18 protein-coding genes and 1 pseudogene are annotated in these 20,142 nt (G+C 72.4%); 9 read left to right on the forward strand and 10 right to left on the reverse strand.

The genetic code is table 11. From position 1 onward, the window contains the following. The first annotated feature begins 44 nt into the window (after positions 1-44). Complete coding sequence (locus tag ABEA87_RS32315) at positions 45-542, forward strand: metallophosphoesterase family protein (protein WP_345636093.1); 498 nt, start codon at positions 45-47, stop codon at positions 540-542. A 99-nt stretch (positions 543-641) separates the two neighbouring features. On the opposite strand, the gene ABEA87_RS32320 is transcribed toward ABEA87_RS32315, so the two are convergent. The 4 genes from ABEA87_RS32320 to ABEA87_RS32335 form a co-directional block, all read right to left on the reverse strand. Beyond that, positions 642-1,436 (reverse strand): SAM-dependent methyltransferase, encoded by a 795-nt coding sequence (locus ABEA87_RS32320; protein WP_345636094.1) that lies wholly within the window; start codon positions 1,434-1,436, stop codon positions 642-644. 134 nt (positions 1,437-1,570) lie between these two features. Then, a complete protein-coding gene (locus tag ABEA87_RS32325) occupies positions 1,571-3,064 on the reverse strand; it encodes an MFS transporter (RefSeq protein ID WP_345636095.1) in 1,494 nt (497 codons plus the stop codon). 156 nt (positions 3,065-3,220) lie between these two features. Further along, positions 3,221-3,781 (reverse strand): cysteine hydrolase family protein, encoded by a 561-nt coding sequence (locus tag ABEA87_RS32330; RefSeq protein WP_345636097.1) that lies wholly within the window; start codon positions 3,779-3,781, stop codon positions 3,221-3,223. Next, positions 3,771-4,514: a MarR family winged helix-turn-helix transcriptional regulator gene (locus tag ABEA87_RS32335; RefSeq protein ID WP_345636099.1), complete on the reverse strand. Its 744-nt coding sequence runs from the start codon at positions 4,512-4,514 to the stop codon at positions 3,771-3,773. Before ABEA87_RS32335 ends, ABEA87_RS32330 begins: the two co-directional genes overlap by 11 nt. A gap of 193 nt (positions 4,515-4,707) precedes the next feature. Here ABEA87_RS32335 and ABEA87_RS32340 point away from each other — a divergent pair, with 193 nt between their 5' ends. From ABEA87_RS32340 to ABEA87_RS32350, 3 genes are all read left to right on the forward strand, one after another. Then, a complete protein-coding gene (locus ABEA87_RS32340; RefSeq protein WP_345636101.1) occupies positions 4,708-7,221 on the forward strand; it encodes an FUSC family protein in 2,514 nt (837 codons plus the stop codon). A gap of 587 nt (positions 7,222-7,808) precedes the next feature. Further along, entirely contained in the window at positions 7,809-9,107 is a 1,299-nt protein-coding gene (locus tag ABEA87_RS32345; RefSeq protein WP_345636103.1) for an MATE family efflux transporter, read from the forward strand. A gap of 274 nt (positions 9,108-9,381) precedes the next feature. Next, positions 9,382-10,560, forward strand: a complete 1,179-nt coding sequence (locus ABEA87_RS32350; RefSeq protein WP_345636104.1) for a low temperature requirement protein A — start codon at positions 9,382-9,384, stop codon at positions 10,558-10,560. A gap of 81 nt (positions 10,561-10,641) precedes the next feature. On the opposite strand, the gene ABEA87_RS32355 is transcribed toward ABEA87_RS32350, so the two are convergent. Then, the gene (locus ABEA87_RS32355) at positions 10,642-10,785 is read right to left on the reverse strand and encodes a GPGG-motif small membrane protein (protein ID WP_345636106.1); all 144 of its coding nucleotides are present in this window, start codon (positions 10,783-10,785) and stop codon (positions 10,642-10,644) included. 199 nt (positions 10,786-10,984) lie between these two features. Between ABEA87_RS32355 and ABEA87_RS32360 the strand changes: the two genes are divergently transcribed. Then, positions 10,985-11,107, forward strand: coding sequence for a 50S ribosomal protein L36 (locus tag ABEA87_RS32360; protein WP_345636107.1), 123 nt, complete (start codon positions 10,985-10,987; stop codon positions 11,105-11,107). 729 nt (positions 11,108-11,836) lie between these two features. Beyond that, positions 11,837-12,817, forward strand: a complete 981-nt coding sequence (egtD, locus tag ABEA87_RS32365; protein WP_345636109.1) for an L-histidine N(alpha)-methyltransferase — start codon at positions 11,837-11,839, stop codon at positions 12,815-12,817. 76 nt (positions 12,818-12,893) lie between these two features. On the opposite strand, the gene ABEA87_RS32370 is transcribed toward egtD, so the two are convergent. Next, positions 12,894-13,514, reverse strand: a complete 621-nt coding sequence (locus tag ABEA87_RS32370; protein ID WP_345636111.1) for a GNAT family N-acetyltransferase — start codon at positions 13,512-13,514, stop codon at positions 12,894-12,896. A 93-nt stretch (positions 13,515-13,607) separates the two neighbouring features. Beyond that, positions 13,608-14,186 (reverse strand): TetR/AcrR family transcriptional regulator, encoded by a 579-nt coding sequence (locus ABEA87_RS32375; protein WP_345636113.1) that lies wholly within the window; start codon positions 14,184-14,186, stop codon positions 13,608-13,610. A 93-nt stretch (positions 14,187-14,279) separates the two neighbouring features. Between ABEA87_RS32375 and ABEA87_RS32380 the strand changes: the two genes are divergently transcribed. Further along, positions 14,280-15,191, forward strand: a complete 912-nt coding sequence (locus tag ABEA87_RS32380; RefSeq protein WP_345636115.1) for an NADP-dependent oxidoreductase — start codon at positions 14,280-14,282, stop codon at positions 15,189-15,191. A gap of 203 nt (positions 15,192-15,394) precedes the next feature. Here ABEA87_RS32380 and ABEA87_RS32385 read toward each other — a convergent pair whose 3' ends face one another. Both ABEA87_RS32385 and ABEA87_RS32390 read right to left on the reverse strand, forming a co-directional pair. Continuing rightward, a complete protein-coding gene (locus ABEA87_RS32385) occupies positions 15,395-15,973 on the reverse strand; it encodes a hypothetical protein (RefSeq protein WP_345636118.1) in 579 nt (192 codons plus the stop codon). Between the two features lie 413 nt (positions 15,974-16,386). Beyond that, a complete protein-coding gene (locus ABEA87_RS32390) occupies positions 16,387-16,755 on the reverse strand; it encodes a hypothetical protein (protein WP_345636120.1) in 369 nt (122 codons plus the stop codon). Between the two features lie 384 nt (positions 16,756-17,139). On the opposite strand from ABEA87_RS32390, the gene ABEA87_RS32395 reads away from it, so the two are divergent. Both ABEA87_RS32395 and ABEA87_RS32400 read left to right on the forward strand, forming a co-directional pair. Further along, a complete protein-coding gene (locus tag ABEA87_RS32395) occupies positions 17,140-17,934 on the forward strand; it encodes an alpha/beta fold hydrolase (protein ID WP_345636122.1) in 795 nt (264 codons plus the stop codon). Between the two features lie 186 nt (positions 17,935-18,120). After that, entirely contained in the window at positions 18,121-18,693 is a 573-nt protein-coding gene (locus ABEA87_RS32400) for an alcohol dehydrogenase catalytic domain-containing protein (RefSeq protein ID WP_345636263.1), read from the forward strand. Here the strand turns inward: ABEA87_RS32400 and ABEA87_RS32405 are convergent. After that, positions 18,684-20,039 (reverse strand): annotated as a pseudogene (locus ABEA87_RS32405) (zinc ribbon domain-containing protein); the annotation flags it as partial. The gene ABEA87_RS32400 and the pseudogene ABEA87_RS32405 sit on opposite strands and share 10 nt — an antisense overlap. Between the last annotated feature and the right edge of the window lie 103 nt (positions 20,040-20,142).

Genomic DNA, 20,142 nt, shown 5'->3' on the forward strand with positions numbered 1-20,142 from the left:
GGTCGTCGACCAGCCTCGGCGCCACGGCCCGTACGGTGGTGGGCATGCGCCTGGTCATCATGGCCGACACCCACGTACCGAAGCGGGCCCGCGACCTGCCGGCCGAGCTGTGGTCGGCGGTGGACGCGGCCGACCTGGTCATCCACGCCGGCGACTGGGTCGACGAGTCGCTGCTCGACGCGCTCACGGCGCGGGCCGCCCGGCTGGTCGGGGTGTACGGCAACAACGACGGGCCTTCCCTGCGCAGGCGGCTACCGGAGGTGGCCCGGGTCAACCTGGACGGGCTGAGGGTCGCCGTGGTGCACGAGACCGGCCCCGCGGCCGGCCGCGAGCGCCGGTGCGCCGCCCGCTTTCCTGGCTGTGACCTGCTGGTCTTCGGGCACTCGCACATCCCGTGGGACAGTCAGGCCGCGGGCGGTCCGCGGCTGCTCAACCCGGGGTCGCCGACCGACCGCCGCCGCCAGCCGGTGGCCACCTTCCTCACCGCGGAGGTGGTCGGCGGCGAACTGCGCGACGTGCGACTGCGTCCCGTGCCGAGGTGACGCCCGCGGGGAGGGGGCGGCGACGGGCACTGCGCGAAAGTCGTTGCGCGACAGTCGTTAGGCGGAATCCGTTGAGTGAAAGCCGTCGCGCGACAGCCGTTATGCGGAGGGGCGCTTCACGGCCACGCCGCAGTACATCTGGACCTGGCTGTCGTCGAGCGGGTCGGCGTCGGGGTCCGGGCGCCAGCGGTGGACCAGGGCCACGCCCGGCTCGATCAGGTCCAGCCCGTCGAACAGGCTCTCCACCTCGACCTTGGTGCGGGCCCTCGAGGTGATGCCCTCCTGATTGGCGACGGTCATGCCCTGGAACGTCCGCGGCACCGTGTCGACGGTGGCGGTCGACAGCGTGAGCACGCTGCCGGGGGCCAGCGGCTCCATCAGGGTGCCGATGATGTGGCGCGCCAGGTCGTCGTCGGTGACGTAGTGCAGGATCGCCAGCAGGCTGACCGCGACCGGCTGGGAGATGTCCAGGGTGTCCGTCAGGTCCGGGGAGCCGAGGATGCGCCACGGGTCGTTGAGGTCGGCGTCGATGTAGGCGGTCCGCCCCTGTTCCGTGCTGGTCAGCAGCGCGCGGGCGTGTACCAGCACGATCGGGTCGTTGTCGGCGTACACGACGCGGGACTCCGGGGCGATCCCCTGCACGATCTCGTGCAGGTTCGGCGAGGTGGGCAGGCCGGTGCCGACGTCCAGGAACTGGCGCATGCCCAGGTCGGCCGACATGAACCGAGCCACCCGGTGCATGAACGAGCGGTTGGCGCGCATCGAGGCGGGCAGCGTGGGCCAGTCCTTGACGATCGTGTTCGCCGCGTCCCGGTCGGCCTGGAAGTTGTCCTTGCCGCCCAGCAGGTAGTCGTAGATCCGTGCCGGGTGGGGAATGTGGGTTTTCAGATCCACGGAATTCACGACAGCCGCCTCCATGATCGTCCGCGGATCAACCTATCTCACCCGACTCGTCACGCATACGGCGGTGGGGTCGGATTCGCCGGACGTTCGGCCCGTGGACGGGCGTCGGCAGAGCACCGTGCCGGCTACCCCTCGCAGCGGGCGGCGGTGGCGACGTCCTCCGGATAGGTGTGCCGGGTGACCAGCACCAGTACCCCGTTGACCAGCAAGGGAATGAGCATGATGAGGAACGCGTCGCGCAGCCCGGTGGCCCGGTTCGTGCCGCCGCCCAGGGCGTCGGCGATGAACCCGAACGCCGGCGGCGCGGCCGCCTCGGCCGACAGCCGCAGGACGGTCCGGACGCTCTCCGCCCGCCCCCACAGCCCGCCCGGAACGATGTCCAGCCGGGCCGCGTCCAGCGGAGGGTTGGCGGAGGCGAGCGCGGCCGCGGCCACGGTGAACAGCGGCAGCGCCACCCAGAGCGTGGCGCTGACCAGCCCGGGGGCGAACAGCACGCTCGCCGCGCCGAAACCGAACGCGGGCGCCACCACCCGGGCGGAGATGGCGCCCCGGCGTAGTGCCGCGTCGGCCAGCCGGCCGCCCAGGACCACGCCGGCGATCGCGCCCACCCCGACGATCGGCACCAGCCCGCTCAGTACGGTCTGCGAGATGTGGAACTGCCGCTCGACGAAGATGACGGCGAAGGTGCGCAGCCCGGCGAAGAAGAAGTAGCCCAGCGCGGACGCGAAGATCAGCACGCGGTTGGTCGGGATGCTCAGCAGGTACCCGACCGAGCGCCACAGCGACAGCTCCCGGGCCGGCTCGCGCAGCGTGCGGGACTCGACCGGGCTCACCCCGGCCCGGTCGATGAGCGCGGCCACCGAGCCGTCGGCGGGCACGCTTCCGGAGGCGCCCCCACCGGCCGGGTCCTGGTCGTTGTCGGCGAGCGGGATGAGCGGTGCGCCGTACGGGATCCAGCTCGCCCCGCCGCGCTGTGGCTCGGGAAGCCCCCGGGCCAGGGCCACGGCCAGGCCGAGGCTGCCGACGCCGAGCAGCAAGAAGGCGTACCGCCAGGACAGCGCCTCGGCGACGTTGCCGCCGACGAGCAGCCCGATGCCGGCGCCGATCAGCTCGCCGCTGAGGATGACGCCGTAGGCCCGGCCGCGCTGCGAGGGCGGAAACAGGTCCCCGACCAGGGACGCCACGACCGGGCCCGCGGCGGCCAGCGCGGCGCCGAGCGCGACCTGGGACAGCAGCAGCCACAGGTACGAGGTGGCCAGGCCGGCGCCCAGCATCGATCCGCTCCACACCACCACGGTCGCGACCAGCACCCGTACCCGGTTGGTCCGGTCGGCCAGCACCCCGACGGGCAGGCAGCTGATCGCGCCGACCGCGGCGGACACCCCGGAGAGCAGGCCGAGTTCGCCGTGGTTGATCCGGAGATCGTGCTCCAGTTGGTTGGCGACCGCACCGATGGTGCCCGCGTCCGCGGAGTTCAGCGCGAGGACGCCGGCCAGCAGCAGCACGGCCCGGGCCCGGGCCGGCCCGCCCAGCAGCGCGGTCAGCCGGTCGGCGAGCCGGCGGGTCACCGGCCGGCCGCCGCCGTCGCCCCGCCTTCCCATCCCGCGTACCCGTCCCATCGACCCACCGTTTCGAGCTCCCGGGTCGGGCGCCGCCACCGGCTGACGTCCCCAGCCACCGACCCGGCAAACGCGACGGATCGCGGCGGGGGCGAGCACCGGGGGAGCGTGGCCCGGAGCCGGGCCAAGGTGGGTGTCCGGTGCGCTACCGCGGGATCAGGCGGCGGCGTCGGCCCACTGCTCGACGGTCAGCACCTCGGCCTGGCGGGGAAAGACCTTCTCCAGCAGCACCCGGTGCACCTCGGGGTCGGCGTCCAGGCAGGCGTCGGACAGCACGGTGAGCCGGTAGTCCAGATCGGCTGCCTGGCGCAGCGTGGACAGCACGACGCCGCTGGTCGCGATGCCGGTGAGGATCATGGTGTCGATGTCGCGCGAGCGCAGCACCACGTCCAGATCGCTGCCGGCGAAGGCGCTGACCCGGCGCTTGGTGACGATCACGTCCTCGGATCGCGGCGCGACGTCGGGGTGGATCTCGGTGGCCGGGTCGCCGATGGTCATCCGGCCGGTACCGGCGACGGCGGCGAAGCCGCGATTGCGCTGGCTCACCTCGGGGTAGCCGGCGCGGAAGGCCACCGTCACGTAGATCACCGGCAGGTTCCTGCCCCGGGCGACCTCGACGCACCGCGCCAGCCGCGGCAGGTACCCGCCGTCCTGCTCCGCGAAGCGGGCGACGATGTCGCGCTGGACGTCCATGACGAGGAGTGCGCTATTGCCCATGGTGCGGGTTTTCCTTCCGGTTGAGCGGTGACGTGTCTTCCGTCCGGTTCGCGCTGCGGGGGCGGCGCGTCGGCGACGTTTTCTGGCCGGCCGGCCGGGTCGGAACCGGCGCGGAAGCCGGCTCGCCGGCGGGAGGATCGCCGTCGGTCGGCCCGCCAGCCGGTGGTTCGGTGGCCGGTGGTTCGGTGGCGGGCGGTTCGTCGGGGGCGCCGAGGTAGTGCTCGGCGATGGCCTGGTTGAACCGGGCGAAGCCCTCGCCCACGGAGCGCATCTCCTGCTCGCTCCAGCCGTCGAGCAGCCCGTCCAGCATGTCGCGGCGCAGCTGCCGGACGCGGTCGGCGCGCCCGCGCCCCTCCGCCGTCGGGGTGACGATGCTGCGCCGGCGGTCGGCGGGGTCGGGTTGCCGCTCGATCAGGCCGGCCTGCAGCATGGCGGCCACCTGCCGCCCGGCGGTCGAGGGGTCGAGCCCGACGGCGGCGGCCAGCGTGTTGATGTCGGCCGGCCCGATCGCCTCCAGCACGCGCAACAGGAGGTATCCCGCCCGGTCCAGCTCGCCGTACAGCTCACCGCGGCGGCGCAGCAGCTCGAAGTTGCGCACCAGCACGGCCGACTGCACCTCGATCAGGTCCATCGCGTCGCTGGCCTGGGTGAACCAGTGGGTCGCGGCCGTCGAGGCCGGATCACGTCCACCCGCATTCCGGATCGACGGCCCTCGTTCGGTAGCGATGATCACACCTCTCCGCTTTGGCCCCGGGGAGCAGATATCGGTACTATACATGTATTAGGCAGCCGACTCGGGCCCGCCGGATGATCCGGCCGTTGGCGTGCGCTGCCAGGGGGTGGGAACAACGGCCACGTTAGGTTCATGGTTCCAGCGCGTCCGCGACCGGGTAGCCGGATCGGACCCTGGGTGGAGCCGGCTGCGCATGGGCGTGTCCGGTGGCGTCGCCATCGGCAGCGCCCTCGGCCTGGAGTACGCCCTGGCGAAGGCCACCCACGCGAGCGCGCAGAACGAGATCATCGCCATGATGCTGGGCGCCATCGTGGCCATGATGGGGTCGATGGCGCTGACCTCCACCTCCGCGTGGGCCAAGATCCGCACCGTCGCCGGCTTCCCGGTCGCGCTCGCGGTCGGCATGGCCGCCGGGGTGGCCGTCGGCAGCCACACCGACCTGATGCTCGGCGTGTTCGTGGTGGTCATGTTCGCGGCCGTCTACGTGCGCAAGCTCGGCCCGTCCTATTTCTTCTACGGCTTCCAGCTGTGGATGGGCTACTTCTTCGCGTCCTTCACCCACGCCACCGTCTCCACGCTGCCGTCCATGCTGTTCACCGTGGTCACCGCCTCGGCGTGGATCGCGCTGCTGTCGGTCACGGTGCTGCGGACCAACCCGCGGCGCACCCTCGTGCGCACCCGGCGGGCCTTCGAGGCCCGCGCCCGGGACACCGCCCGCGCCACCGCGGCCCTGCTGGAGGCCGCGGTGACCGATCAGTCCCAGGTCGCCCGGTGGCGCCGCCGGGTGGCCGCCCGCCAGGCGCGGCTCAACGAGGCGGCGCTGATCATCGAGGCGTGGTCGGCCGAGCCCGGCGCGCTGCCGGCCGGCCAGTCGGCGACCGTGCTGCGCCAGCGCCTGCTCGACGCCCAGCTCGCCATCGACGGGTTCGCGGCCGCGGCCGGCGAACTGGCCGGCGGGCATGACACCGCGCGGATCGTGGAGTCGGCCAGGATCGCCGGCCTGCTGGCCGGGCACGAGTACGGCTTCGCCGACCGGGTGGCCCGCGAGCAGCTGGCCCGCGTGGACAACGAGGCGGCCCCGGCCGGCCCGGCGGGGTTGCCGGCCCGGCACCTGGCCGCGGCGGCGATCGAGTTCGTCGAGGTGACCCGCAGGATGGGTACGCCGCCGGCGGCCGACGAGACCGACGAGTTCGCGCCGGCGGTGAGCCTGGCCATGGGCAACCTGCCCGGCTCGGCGGCGTTCGCCAGCACGGTGGCCGCGCGCCACCAGCGGTGGAACCCGCTGGCCCGGCTGGACTTCATCACCCGCCAGGCGTTCCAGGCCGCGGTGGCCGGTGGGCTGGCCATCCTGATCGGCCGGGAGATCTCCAGCACCCGCTACTACTGGGCGGTGCTGGCCGCGTTCATCGCGTTCAGCGGTACCGCGACCCGTTCCGAGACTTCCATCAAGGCGATCAACCGGGTGGTGGGCACCCTGGTCGGCCTGTTCGCCGGGCTGGGCCTGGCCCACGCCACCGCCGGCCACAACTACTGGATCATCACGGTCGTGGTGCTCAGCATGGCCCTCGGGCTGTACCTGATGCGCGTCTCCTACCGGTACATGATCTTCTTCATCACGATCATGATCGCCCAGCTGTACAGCGTGCTGCACGAGTTGTCCGACGGGCTGCTCCTGCTGCGGCTGGGGGAGACCGCGGCGGGTGCCGCGATCGGCATAGTGGTCGCCCTGGTACTGGCGCCCTTGAGCACCCGTGACGTGGTCGCGACGGTGCGGGGCAACCTGTTCACGGCGCTTGGCGACCTGCTGCGGGACGCCGCCGACCGGCTCGACGGGCGGACCGACCGCCCGGCCGACCAGCCCGAGGGCTCCGAGGGCCCCGCCGGAGCGGCTCGCTCCCTCGACGTGCTGGCCCGGACCGCGGACACCCGGCTGTACCAGCTGATGCTGGCCGCCGCGCCGCTGACCCGCCCGCTGGTCCTGAGCAACAGCCCCAGCCGCACCCGGCACCGGCTGACGCTCTACTCCGCCATGACGCACTACGCGCGCGGCCTGGCCGTCGCGGTGCGCAACCCGGTCTCGCTGCCGGGGGCCGCCACCGCGACCCGGGCGCTGGCCGACGCGGTCGCCACCCTGGCCGACAGCGAGCTGCCGGGCAACGAGCGGCGGTCGAGGGCGCTGGCCCGGCTCGACGAGGCCGACGCGGCCCTGTTCGACCAGTTGGACGCCGTGGACCCGGCCGTGCTGGCCCGGCCCGCGCCGGACCGCCCGCGCGCCGAACAGGCGATCCTGCGGGCGCTGCTCCACCTGCTGCAGGTGCTGCGCGACCTGACCACCCTCGGGCAGCCGTCGGGCCGGGGGGAGAAGGCCGAACGAGTGCCCGCGCCCGCCGCGGCGGCGCTGGATTCCGAGCGCGTGGGTGCGTTGGCCGGCCCCCGGTCGCCGTCCGCTCCGGGCAGCCACCGCCGGTTGGCGGGGGCGGCGCCGGCCGGCTCCGGTGCCCGGAGTGCGGGCGCCGACGCGCCGGTCGGTGCGGGCGTCTGGCCCCCGGACCCGGATGTCACGGCGGGCGGGTCGGCCACCGGTGACGGGGCGAGCGGCCCGTCCCGTCACGCGGTACTTCTCGACGGCGCCGCGCACCCGCACCCGCACCCGCACCCGCACCGGCACCGGCGCGGGCGGCACGGGCTGTCCCGGGGCGCGCGGTGAGCATCCGCCGCTAGCCGGGACACCGTCCGGAGGGGGCATCGCGGTGGCCGTCGCTTGACAAATCGACGGCCACCGTTCGACTATCGCGGCCATCAACGGGGTGGGGCGGGTTCGCGTTCGGGGGGCCGTGACGGCTCTCGCCGTCCCGTCGCTCCTGTCGAGCTGCCCAGCGGCGCCGGGCACGGCTGGGACCTCCTGGCCACCGACGCGTCCGGCACGCTGCCTCAGTTCAGCGGGGTGCTGCTGTCCTTCCTCACCCGCGTGACGTCCTGAGCGGTCAGGCTGGATCGACCGGCGTCCGCAATCGGACGTAAGTCCAGCCTGCTCGACGCGGGCGATACCGGCCGGCGGGCGAAAGTACCATCGTGGATACCTCTTCATCGAAGAGTTCAGGCAGCTGGCGCCCGTCATCGCGGGCACGCGCGATGAGCTCCGAAACGGATCAAGCGGCATGATCCGGCAAAGAGGCTGATAGGAGTAATTTTGGCCCAAAACTCTGGTTCGGCGACCGCACGTGATCACGTCGAGGTTGCCCCGATAGGATTCGGCGGTCCTTGGGTCGCCAGTCCAGGAGTGCCGGAGAAGCTGTGAAGAGGTCTTTACCGACCAGACAGGGTGGCAGCAAGCGGACCGTCGCCGGCCTCGCCGACCAGGTTCTCGTCGCCGTCACCAGTGCCTGCACCGGCCTGCTGGCCACCGCCGTCCTGGCGCCCACGGCGGCCGGGCTGACGCTGTACGCGATGCTCGTCCTCTACTTCGTTCAGGGCGTGGGCCGGGCGTGCGTCGGGGACGTCATGCTCACCTACGTGGCTCGGTTCGAGGACCCGGCCGAACGGCGGCGGCAGTTCCAGAACGCGCACGCCAGCATCGCGGTCCTGTCGATCGGGGCCATGGTCGTGCTGCTGGGCATCTGGCTGTTCGGGCCGAAGCACTCGGTGGCCGACCTGGTCTGGGGCATCCCGTTCGTACCGTCGGTCCTGCTGCAGGACCTGTCCCGGTACACGTACCAGACGCAGGGCCAGCAGGCCAAGGCGTTGGTGATCGACATCTGTTGGGTCGTCGCCCAGGTGGTCAGCGTCGTGATCGCCCTGGTCATCGGGCTGCGCTCGGGCGGGGCGCTGCTCGCGGCGTGGGGCATCGGCGCCACGGCCGGCGCGGTGGTGTTCTACTCCCGTACGAGGATCAACCCGCTGCGCGGGCGCCCGTTGCGCTGGCTGCGCGACACCCGGCACCTGATGGGTTGGTTCACCGCGACCGGGGTGCTCGGCCAGATCCACACCCTGCTCGTCGGGAGCCTGGTGAAGGGCTTCCTGACCGTTGACGCCTTTGCCGGGTTCCGGCTGGTGCAGACGCTTGTCCTGCAGCCGAGCCAGAGCCTCGCCATGGCGTTGAACGGTCTGCTGGTGCCCCGCTCGTCCCGGCTGGCCGGTGCGCGCGACACGGCCGGCCTGCGCCGGCAGACCCGGCTGGTGCTGGGCGTCGCCCTCGGCATCGGGGTGGTCGTCGTGACGGCCGCGGCGACCCTGGGTCACCCGGTGCTGCACTGGTACAAGCACGGGCAGTACGCGTTCGTCACGCCGATCGCGGTACCCATCGCGATCCAGGCATGGATCTTCATCATGCAGGTGCCGTTCACCGTGGCGGTCCGGGGCATGCACCGCGGCTGGAGCCTGTTCGTCCAGTACGCGCTGTACTCCGGCACCGCGCTGGCCGGCCTGTGCATCGGGGCGCAGTCGCACGGCCTGATCGGCGCCGTGTGGGGCCTGATCTCCGGGGCCGGGGTCGGCCTCATCGTCCAGGCGGTGATGTTCGTGCTGGCGTACCGGTCGCTGATCAGGATGTCGATGGAGACCCCGCAGGAGCAGCCGGTCCTCGCGAGCAGCTGACGGCCCGCGCCGGCCGGTCCGGGCTCGCGCCACCAGCTCGCGTCACGAGGGCTCGGCGCCCACCAGCGTCGACAGCTGACGCGGCGTCGGCTGCGAGGTCAACACTCCGACCGGGCACGGCGCCGCCGTCACCGCACCGACAGGTCCGCGTAGAACCGCGGCACCGGGGCCGCCCGCCGATTGATCGCCACGCCCCTGCGCCGATAGCCCGGCGGTCGGGTGGGTCGTTGGACCGGCGTGCGCCGGTGGACCGGGGCGGTGAGAGCGGGGTCGGATGACGGAGTTCGACGAGGGCGGGGCGGGGGCCGGCCGGCCGGTGCTGCTGCGCGGCGCGGGCAGCGACCGGGTCACCCACATGGAGCTGTTCTTCGACGTCGTCTACGTGCTTGCGGTGACCGAGCTGTCCGGCGTGCTGGTCGACGAACCGACCCCGCTGGGCGCGCTGCGGACGCTGCTGCTCCTGATCGCGCTGTGGTGGACCTGGGTGGACACGGCGTGGGTCACCAACTGGTTCAACCCGGACCACCTGGCGGTGCGGCTGATGCTCATCGGGCTGATGCTGTGCAGCCTGGTGATCTCCGCGACGTTGACCCGCTCGTTCGGCGGGCTGGGCCTGTGGTTCGCCGGGGCGTACGTCGCGCTGAACCTCGGCCGGCACGCCTTCGCGCTGGTGGCCTCGCGCGGCTGGCCGGAGCGGCGGCGCAACTTCGAGCGGATCCTGGTGTGGCGGCTGTGCGCCGGGGCGTTCTGGTTGGCCGGGGGCGTCGTGGACGGGTGGCCCCGGCTGACGCTGTGGCTGGCCGGGCTGGCCATCGACACGGCCGCCGCGGCGTACGGCTTCTACCTGCCCAAGCTGGGCCGGAGCCAGCCGGGCGACTGGCCGCTCAACGGCGAGCACTTCGCCGAGCGGTCCTACCTGTTCGTCATCCTCGCCCTCGGCGAGTCCATCCTGTCCAGCGGGGCGCGGCTGGCCACGCACGAGATCGGCCCGGCGAGCCTCCTCGCCCTGCTGCTCGCGTTCGTCAACAGCGTCGCCCTGTGGTGGATCTACTTTGACCGGGGCGCGAGCGCGGCGTCCAGGGTCATCGCCCGATCCGGCGATCCGGGCCGGCTCGGCCGGTCCGCGTACACCTACCTGCAGTTGCCCGTCATCGCCGGCATCATCATCGCGAGCGTGGGCAACGAACTGGTCCTCGCCCAGGTCGCCGGTCCGATGACCATCGCGGTGCTGGTGGGCGGGCCGGCGCTGTTCCTGGCCGGGCACCTGCTGTTCACCCGGGTGGTGTTCGGCCGGCTGTCGGTCGCGCGGTTGGTCGCGATCGCCGCCCTGCTGGCGGTCGCGCCGGTGGGTCTGCTGGGCCGGCCGGTACTGGTCGCCGCCGCGGCCACGCCGGTACTGGTCGGGTTCGTCGCGTGGGAATCCATCGCGGTGCGCCACGGGCAACCGGCGTAACCGCGATCCCGCCAGGCACGGGTACGGGGTCTCATCGCGGCAGCCGCGCCACGCGTCCGGGGTTCGTACGATCCGGGCGGATCAGTGGAAGATGCTGACGCCGCCGGGGCCGACCAGCAGCCCGACGATGATGAGCAGAAGGCCCCAGAGGAACCGCCGGCGGAACACCGCGACGATGCCGGAGACCACGAGGATCACGGCGATGACCCAGAGAAGGAAATACATGGCCTCGAATACCCTCCGGCGTTCGCGTCGAAACCGACGGATGTCCGCATCGACGCATGGACGCGTTTCGCTGGGCATGCGCCGGCCCGCGCGCAGGCGCCGGCGGCGTCCCGTCCGGGAATGCGGTCCGGCCCCTCGGCGTTGACCAATCCGGAGCGGCCGGAAGGTCGCGACGCGCAAAACGTTGAAGGGAAAGTCGATGAAGGTTCGCAGCTCGCTCCGTTCGCTGGCGCGCAAGCCCGGCGCCGTAGTGGTTCGCCGCCGCGGGCGGGTGGTCGTGGTGAACCGCGCGAACCCGCGGTTCTCGGGGCGCCAGGGCTGACGCCTGAGGGGTTAACGGCCATTCCGGGGCCTCCGGGAACTGTGGGGTGTTCGCCCCGATGAGTTCCCGGAGGCCCTTCGGGTCTGGTGGGTGAAGAGCACCTTAAAAATGATCTTCATCTGATCGCCGCCGCCCGACTGGAGCTAAGATCATTAACGTCAGGACGGCGCTAGCCGGCGTGGATCGTGCCCGAGGAGTCGTGGGACCGCGACGTACCGCTGCCAGGTGAAGTAGACCCTCTCCCCGCCGTCCTGCGGCCGGCGCCCGTACGCGCACGACTCACCGCGGTCCCGCTGATGTCTCACCGGAACCGCCAGCCTGTCGCGCCCGTGCGCGGTCGGCCGTGCCCCGGCCGGGCCCCCTTTCCGGCCACCGGGCGACCATCCCCACCCCGCGACAAGCGCGGCCGACAGGTCATTGCCTGCCGGCCGGAGCGCGGCGCACCGGCCGCCGGCCGGGTACCGACAACAGGAGCACAGCGCACATGAGACCGCCGACCGTCGACTTCGATCCGTTCAGCCCCGAGGTCAAGGGGCCCTGATGAAGTCGCTCGCGGCGGCCGGCGTCACCGGCGTGCGCCAGGCGGGCGACCTCGAACTCGACCGCAACAGCATGATCCGCGGCTACACCTCGGTCCCCGTCGAGCTGCGGCACGGCTGACCGGCTCCCGGCCCACCGGGACTCGGTGGGCCGATTTCCGCCTCACCCATTGAGCACCATGAGGACGACATGAATACGTACGACCTGGAGATCCACCTCAAGGACGAGGATCTGACCCGGTCGCTGCGCGCCGATGTCGCGGCCGGACTGACCGCCACACCCAAGCGGCTGCCACCGAAATGGTTCTACGACGCGCGCGGCAGCGACCTCTTCGAGGAGATCACCCGCCTCCCCGAGTACTACCCGACCCGCACCGAACGCGCCATCCTCGCCGAACACGCCGATCAGATCGCCGAGTTGACCGGTGCGAAGACCCTGGTCGAACTCGGCTCGGGCTCGTCGGAGAAGACCCGGCTGCTGCTCGACGCCCTCACCGCGCACGGCACGCTGGGCACCTTCATACCCCTGGACGTGTCCGCGTCGGCGCTGCGGGACGCGGTCGCCCAACTGGCCACCGACTACCCCGGGCTGACCGTGCGCGGCATCGTCGCGGACTTCACCCGGCACCTCGCCGCCATCCCGCGCGGCGGCAGCCGGTTGGTGGCGTTCCTCGGCGGCACCGTCGGCAACCTGGTCCCGGCCGAACGCGCGCCGTTCCTGTCCGACCTGCGCGCCACCCTGGAGGAGGACGAGTTCCTTCTGCTCGGTACCGGCCTGGTCACCGAGCCCGCCATCGTGGTCCCCGCCTACGACGACGCGGCCGGCGTCACCGCCGACTTCAACCGCAACGTGCTGCGGGTCATCAACCGTGAGCTCGACGCCCGGTTCGACGTCGACGCGTTCGACCACGTCGCCTTGTGGGACGCCGACCAGGAGTGCATCGAGATGAGGCTGCGCGCCCGCGCCGACATGCGGGTGCCGATCCCGGGACTCGACCTCACCGTCGGGTTCAGTGCGGGGGAGGAGTTGCGCACCGAGACGTCGGCGAAGTTCCGCCGGGAGACCCTCGAACGGGAGTTGGTGGCCGCCGGCTTCGCGTTGGAGCGCTGGTGGACCGACCCGGCCGGGCTGTTCGCCGTCTCGCTCGCCCGCGCCGTACGCCGGCAGTAGGCACCGGCGTCGCCGGCCCGATGCGGGGCGGGCCGGCGACGTGCCACGGCTACCCGGACCGGGCCACGCGCCGGCCTCAGGTCGCCGGTTGCCCGGAGAGCCATCGCTTCCGGGTGATCGCGTACTCCACCTCGCCGAGTTCGCTGCCGGGCAGCGGCTCGTCCCAGTCCAGGTGGAAGGTCCGCTCGTAGCGCAGGCCGACTGCCGCCATCGTGGCGCGGGAGGCGGCGTTGACGGCCATGGTCTCGGCGAAGATGCGGGTCAGCCCGAGGTCGGCGAACCCGTGCCGGATCAGCTCGCGCGATCCCTCGCTGGCCAGTCCCCGACGCCAGTGGCGGCGCAGGAGCCGGTACCCGAGTTCGGCCTGCCCCTGAACCGGCCCCTGGTCGGCGCGCTCCGGCGGATCGAGGACCCACCAGCCGACAAACTCCCCGGCGGCGGGCTCGGTGGCGGGCCGCGTGCCGGTGGCGGGCCGCGTGCCGAGGAACCCGGCCCAGAAGCCGAGCCCGGGGACGCGGCCGGCCGCGGCGATCCGGCGGCGGTGGGAGTCCTCGACCTCCTCGCGGGTGCGGGGCCGCCCGTTGCCCAGGTACCGCATCACCTCCGGATCGGAGTCGAGTTCGATCTCGTACGGCAGGTGCGCGTCGGACAGCGGTACGAGCCGGATCCGGTCGGTTCGCAGCGTCGCCTGTGACATCGGCGCATTCTCGCCCACCCGGATCGGCCGGTCACCCGGATATCCGCGCGCCGGCGCGCGGCGCCGCGCCATCGGCGGACCAGGGTGCGCCGGTCAGGATCGTTTGCCGGCCGGGACCCCGTCGGCGGCCACCGCCAGCAGGTCCGAGGCGCTGGCCGACAGCAGGTCGGCGAAGGCGGTCTGCTCGTCGTCCATCCACCGCCGGGTGGCCAGCCCCAGCACGGCCGAGCCCACCTCCGTGGCCAGGCGTGCCGTCTGCTCGTCGAACCCGCGGCTCAACAGGGCGCCGACGATCGTCGCGGACATCGACGCCATCTTGATCAGCTCGCGCTCCCGCAGCGGCGGGTTGGCCGCGATGACCACCGCCCGCTCGCGCAGGAAGTCGCGCGGGCGCAGGACCTCCGGCACGGACGCGAATGCGGCCAGCAGGGTCGGCATCGCGCCGGTGCCCGCGGGCACCGCCTCGATCGCCGCCAGGAAGTGCGCCTCGAGGTCGTCGCCGGCGAACAGCACCTCCCGCTTGTCGGAGAACCAGCGGTAGAACGACCTTTCGGTCAGGTTCGCACGCTGTGCGATCTGCGCGACCGTCGTGCCGTCGTAGCCCTGCTCGCCGAACAGGGTCAGTGCGGCCCGCTCCAGCCGTCCCCGGGCGTTGCCCTCCCACCTGGCCATGGCTCGAGTATAGCGACAGCAGATGCTGTCATCACTCGTGCTAACGTCGGTGACGACAGGTTCTGTCGTCACTTCTCTGGGGAGGAGACCCCCGTGCGCACTCTTCGTTTCCACGAGTACGGCGACCCGGCCGAGGTTCTGCGGCTCGAGGACGCCGAGCCGCCGCGCCCCGGCCCGGGCCAGGTCCGCATCGCCGTCGAGACCTGCGGCCTGACCCCGGCGGACTGGGCGCTGTGCGGTGGCCTGTTCGCTGGAGAACTACCGCGCGGCATCGGGCTGGAGGTGTCCGGCACGGTCGACGCGGTCGGGGAGGGTGTCACCGGCGTCGAGATCGGTGACCCGGTCCTCGGCCCGGCGCCCTTCCTCGGTCCGACCGCCGGCGCATCCGGGCAGGCCGTGCTCGACATCTGGTTCCCGCGTCCGGCGGGCCTCGACCCCGCCCACGCCGCCGCACTGCCGATGGCCGTCGAGACCGCGTACCGGGGACTGGCCGACCTCGGTGTGACCGCCGGCACGACCCTGCTGGTCAGCGGCGCCGGCACCACCGTCGGCTTCGCCGCGGTGCAGATCGCGAAACGGCTCGGCGCGGAGGTGATCGCCACCGCCGGCGAGACCTACGCCGATGCCCTGCGCGCGACGGGCGCCGAGGTGACCGGGTACGGCGAGGGACTGGCGGACCGGGTGAAGGCACTGGCCGGCGGCCCGATCGACCTCGTGCTCGACCTGGCTCCGCGCGGCACCGCGCTGCCGGAGCTCGTGAAGACCGTCACCGCGCCCGACCGCGTACTGACGCAGAGCGACCTCGCCGGGGCCGGGAAACTGGGCGTACGCCTCAGCTCCGGCCCGATGCGCAACGACGTGCTCGGCGAGTACGCGCAGCTGGCGGCCGAGGGGCGGTTCTCGATCCCCATCGCCGCCGTCTACCCGGTGGACGACTGGCGCACCGCACTCGAGCGGAGCCGGTCCGGTCACGCCCACGGCAAGCTCGTCCTGCGGATCGGGTAGTCCCCGAGGCCGCGCCGGTCCTCGCCGAGTCGCCCGAGGCGGCCGGTGGCCGTGGCCCCCACGTCCGGCGTGGTGGCCACGGTCGAAGGGTCACTCGGTGGGCGGCGCGGTGGCCGTGCGGGTCGCTTGCCGTTGAGCGGGGCCACCCGGACGCCGGGCACGCCCGATGGCCGCGCGAACTGACCCGAGGCCACCCGCGCGCGTCAGCAGGTGGTGCGGAAGTCAGACTTCGCGACGCGCCGCAGGTCGAACGGCGGCGGGTCGGCCGGCTGGTCGTCGGAGTGCGCTCCCTCGTCGGGGTCGATGCGCCACAGCGAGGGCCGTACGCGCAGGACGTCGCCGTGCCACTCGCCGTCGAGCGTGTCGAGGTGAACGCCGGGCTCGTGCCGGCCGACCAGGGCCGACAGCGTGAACCGGGTGCCGTGGTAGTCCTTCGTGTCCCCGTCCAGCCGGTACGGCATGTCGTAGGCGGTGCCGCACAGGTGCGCATCGCCCTCGATCTTCGAGCAGTCTTCGCAGTCGCCGCCGCGGTAGTGCAGGTGCAGGCTGACGTGCCGGACGTCGCCCGGCGCGAACGCGGCGTCCCCCGCCCAGTAGCCGATCAGCGCCCGATGCCCGAGCAACGTCACCGACCAGGGGTCGAAGACCGCCCGTGCGGTATTGGTGAAAATCACGATGAGCGCGATCACGCCGATCATCGAGGCGAGGCTCCACCAGAATCCCCGCCGCCTGCGTGATGGGCGGGTGACGACCGGAGCGGTTCCGGTAATTCGATCATCCACGGCCGCAAGGTAACCCAGCCGGTCAACGCGCCGGCCACGCGCCGGTTCGGCTCAGTGGCCAGGGGAGAGGGCGCCGCGTTCACACGGGATCGGGCGGTTGGCCGGATGCCGTTCGCCGTGATGTGGCCGAAACTTCGGCCACGTCCCGCGCTCGGTCCATCGGCGCCCGCGCTTCGCGCACCGCGGCAAGCTCCACATTGGACACAAGACGGGCAACGGTCCACGGGAGCGATACCACCACGCGGGCGAGAATCTGATCGGCAGAAAACTCGCCCGCGCGGCCCGTACAATGCCCGCCACTCATTTCTCGGCCGTTGCCCGATTCCGTGACGGAGTCACGACAGTTTTCTGGGGAAATACCGTCACTCGCCACAGCGAACGGGCATCGGGGCCGCGAAATGAGAAATCCGACACTACCCTATGCAGATTGCGATCGGTGTGATGCTCTGCGCCGTGGTCCCCTTATTGGTCCCACGAATCGTCCAGCCGTTGCCCGACGCGTAAGAGTCCGTGAAGAAGATGTCGAACCCGGAGGTCTGGCCGCCTCCGCCGGTGATGATCTTTCCGGCGGGGCAGGCGACGGTCGCGAGCCCGTTTCCGCCCGGCGCCACCGAGACCGCCGCTCCGGCGGTCGAGGTCTGTGGAGCGGCCATCGGCCGGACTTTCGTGCTGGTGCTGGGCGCCTTGTCGGCGGCGCTGGCCCCGGTCAGGGGCGCGGCCAGCAGGAGGCCGCTGATCAGAACCGCGGCGGCGCCGGTGACGTACAGCTTCTTGTTGTTCATGCCTGATTCTCCAATCGCCCAATGGGCTGTGGGATCGATCGACCAAATGGCCGCCATCAGGCTGACCGGGCACTCGCGATCCTGTCCACCCGTTGTTGCGCTAATTCCACATGGGGCAATTTAGCGGTGGCGATGACGATAGCGTGACAGGGCACTCTCATCGAATTCCGGGCCCTCGGCCGATGCTTTTTTGAAGTGATTCGTATTCATGACCCGCCGGTCCGGGTGTTTGAATGCCGACATCAAATTGCCCTGCTAATGACACTACCGCGCCGGCGCGTCCGTGGCGCGCAGAGCGGCCGGGCCGGATTCGGGCCGCGGCGCGGCGCCGCGCGGGCCTATCGTCTCCGGTGACGGAGCCCTGGTACGGGAAGGCGAGGCGCCGTGGCACTCGACGGGCGGGCACCGGTCAGGCACGGCACCGACCTGTGGCACGAGAGCGGCGGAGCGGGCGGCCCGACGCTGCTGTTACTGCACGGACTCGGTGGCACGGGCGGCGTGTGGTCGCCGGTGCTGGGGCACGTCCGCGCCGGCTGGCCCGGTCGCTGGGTGGTCTGCGACCTGCCCGGCCACGGCGACTCCGGTTGGCCCCCGGTCGCCTCGTTCGGCCGGTACGCCGCCGACGTGGCCGATCTCGTCCGCGACAGCGGTGACGTGGTGGCAGTCGGGCACTCCCTCGGCGGCGTCGTGGCGCTGCTGCTGGGCACGGGGTGGTTCGGCGTACCGGTGTCCCGGGTGGTGGGCATCGGCATCAAGGTGAGCTGGACCGAGCAGGATCTCGCGCTGACCCGGCGGCGCGCGCTCAAGCCGGTCGAGTACTTCGCGACCGAGGAGCAGGCCCTGGACCGGCTGTGCAAGGTGGCCGGCCTCCCGCTCGGTACGCCGGCCGGAAGCGACCTCGTGGCGCGCGGCATCGTCCGCGAGGCGGAGGGGTTCCGGCTCGGCATGGACCCGGCGGCCAACCCGATTCCGCGTGCGGCCCAGCCGCGGTGGCTCATCTCCGACGTGGTCGCCGCGAACCGCGCCGCGATCCGGCTGGCGCGCGGCGCCGAGGACCCGATCGTCACGCTCGAGGAACTGCGCGCCCTGGACGCGGGTGCCCTCGACATCCCCTGCGCCGGCCACAGCCCGCACGTCGAGCGCCCCGAGGCGGTCTACCGCCTCATCGCCGAGGGCTGACCCGCGACAGCCGGCGCGGGCCGTCGCCCGCGAATGGCGGCGTAGGCGAAGGGGCGATACTTGACCGTGCGCGCATTCGTGATTCGCGGCCCGCGGGACGCGGCCGTGGCGGAGGTCGAGCCTCCGGTGCCCGGCCCCGGGCAGGTCGTGGTCGACGTGTCGCGGGTCGGCCTGTGCGGTACCGACGTGGAGTTGTTCGCGGGCACCATGCCGTACCTGCGCACCGGGGCGCAGTCGGTGCCGATGGTTCCCGGGCACGAATGGGTGGGTACGGTCTCGGCGTTGGGCTCCGGCGTGGCTCCGGCCTGGCGCGGCCGGCGGGTCACCGGGGACACGATGCTGGGCTGTGGCCACTGCGAACGCTGCCTGACCGGCCGGCACCACGTCTGCGACCGGCGGCACGAGATCGGCATCCGCGGCAACTGGCCGGGGGCGCTGGCCGAGCGGCTGCTGGTGCCCGCGACGGCGCTGCGGGCGCTGCCCGCTGCCGGGGCGGGAGTCTGCCGTCGCGAGGGCAGCAGAGGTGAGCATCGGAAAGTCGCAGATCGGACTTGTTTGCGGGTGGGGCCGTTCTCACGCCGATCGCGGGGCGGCGGGCTGGTCGACGCGGTGCCCGGGGTCTTCTTCCGCCGCGGGGGGCGGGGGTGGATCGAGGCGTCGATGGTGGTGCGGATGATCCCGCCGCCGGTGGTGGGGTCGCGGCGGGTTCTGGTCTGGTTGGCCAGGCCGCGGGCGGCGATGCGCTGCGCCGCGGCGTGATCCCGATCAGCCGACAGCCCACAGCCGCAGGTCGTCCACCGGTAGCCGGCCACCAGCCGGTCCGGGGCCTTGACATGCCGCACAGTGGCGCCGCAGCGGGGACAACCCGAAGAAGTGCCGCGGGCCGGGACCCGCACCACCGCGACACCCGCCTTGGCGGCGAGATGGTGCACGGCGGTGAACACCTTTCCGCGGACCGCGCCGGACACGCGGCGGTTGAGGCTGCGTGACCCGCCCCGGGCTTCGAGGGTGGTGAGGTCTTCCAGGTAGATCACCGTGGCCCCCGTAGCGGTGGCGTGATCGACCAGCCATCGGGCCGCGGACCAGGCGAGGGCCTGGTTGAGGTGCCGGATCCGGGCACACACCGCCTCATGCTCGACCCGCAACCGGCCCAGCTTGGCCGACACCGGGTCCGGTGCGGCGGCAGGCGCGCGCCTGTCGACCAGCCGGGTCAAACGATCCACCTTGGTGTTCAACTGTTCGCGGTGGCGGCGTAGCCGCACGAGTTTGCTCGACACGCCGGTCGCGTCGAACCGCAACGGCCCACCCACCGCGGCGAGCGCACAGCTGTCCGGGTCGTTGAGGTCGGCGAGGGTGCCGTTGAGCAGCGTGTTCAACCCCCAGTCCACCCCGACTGCCCGGGTGTGACCGGCCAACTTCGCCGGGACGTGCGGGACCTGCCAGGGCAGATCAACCCGAACCCCATCAACAGTCGGACGCAGAGTGGGGGTGCACACCGCGGCCGTGGCCGGCACCGTCGGGGGCAACCGCACGACCAGCGCGTGCCACACCCAGTCCCGATACGAGCCCGGCAACGGGCACACCGGCAACTGCACCCACACCCGCACCGTACGATCGTCGAGGCGTTGCACCCGGACCCGCTGCCGATCCGCCGCGGCCAGGCTCACCTGCCGCGCCACCCGCGGCGTCGTCTCCAACTCACACAGATCGGCCGGCAACCGACCATGACTGGTCAGCCACCCAACGATCTGTCGGGTCCGGTTACGGATCGTCGCGTTGTCCACCCCGTCGGGCAGCAGCCCCCGCAACACCGACCACTCCCGATCGGTACGCCGTGACGGGTCCTGCGGCCAGCTCGACAGCAACGCCGCGACCACCTGCCGGCGACTGGTCGCCAGCCGCAACGCCCGGGCGGCCTCCTCCTCCGCGACCCGCCGCACCCGATCCGACACCACCACACCCACCGGCGCGACCGCGTACCACCCCAAACGCCGCAACGCCATCCAACCCTTACCCGGCAACACCCGCCCATCCGGACCCACCCCACCAGCAAGCCGCACCAGGTCAGCATCGGCCCAGTGCCCCACGACCACCCGATCAGCCATCACCGAAACCAGATCCGCCAGCCACCCGACCCGCTGCGCAACAACCCGACCCGTCACCGGCACCGGCACACCCGGCCGATCAGGGGTGCCACCACACACCGCC

It is taken from the genome of Rugosimonospora acidiphila (genome assembly GCF_039543385.1).
Classification (GTDB): Bacteria; Actinomycetota; Actinomycetes; order Mycobacteriales; family Micromonosporaceae; genus Rugosimonospora; species Rugosimonospora acidiphila.

What these genes read in the sequence shown, in the direction of transcription:
- ABEA87_RS32315 (WP_345636093.1), top strand. Translation starts at nt 45, where the DNA reads ATGCGCCTGGTCATCATGGCCGACACCCACGTACCGAAGCGGGCCCGC.
- ABEA87_RS32360 (WP_345636107.1), top strand. Translation starts at nt 10,985, where the DNA reads ATGAAGGTTCGCAGCTCGCTCCGTTCGCTGGCGCGCAAGCCCGGCGCC.
- ABEA87_RS32350 (WP_345636104.1), top strand. Translation starts at nt 9,382, where the DNA reads ATGACGGAGTTCGACGAGGGCGGGGCGGGGGCCGGCCGGCCGGTGCTG.
- ABEA87_RS32325 (WP_345636095.1), bottom strand. Translation starts at nt 3,064, where the DNA reads ATGGGACGGGTACGCGGGATGGGAAGGCGGGGCGACGGCGGCGGCCGG.
- ABEA87_RS32375 (WP_345636113.1), bottom strand. Translation starts at nt 14,186, where the DNA reads ATGGCCAGGTGGGAGGGCAACGCCCGGGGACGGCTGGAGCGGGCCGCA.
- ABEA87_RS32355 (WP_345636106.1), bottom strand. Translation starts at nt 10,785, where the DNA reads ATGTATTTCCTTCTCTGGGTCATCGCCGTGATCCTCGTGGTCTCCGGC.
- ABEA87_RS32340 (WP_345636101.1), top strand. Translation starts at nt 4,708, where the DNA reads ATGGGCGTGTCCGGTGGCGTCGCCATCGGCAGCGCCCTCGGCCTGGAG.
- ABEA87_RS32330 (WP_345636097.1), bottom strand. Translation starts at nt 3,781, where the DNA reads ATGGGCAATAGCGCACTCCTCGTCATGGACGTCCAGCGCGACATCGTC.
- egtD (WP_345636109.1), top strand. Translation starts at nt 11,837, where the DNA reads ATGAATACGTACGACCTGGAGATCCACCTCAAGGACGAGGATCTGACC.
- ABEA87_RS32370 (WP_345636111.1), bottom strand. Translation starts at nt 13,514, where the DNA reads ATGTCACAGGCGACGCTGCGAACCGACCGGATCCGGCTCGTACCGCTG.
- ABEA87_RS32390 (WP_345636120.1), bottom strand. Translation starts at nt 16,755, where the DNA reads ATGAACAACAAGAAGCTGTACGTCACCGGCGCCGCCGCGGTTCTGATC.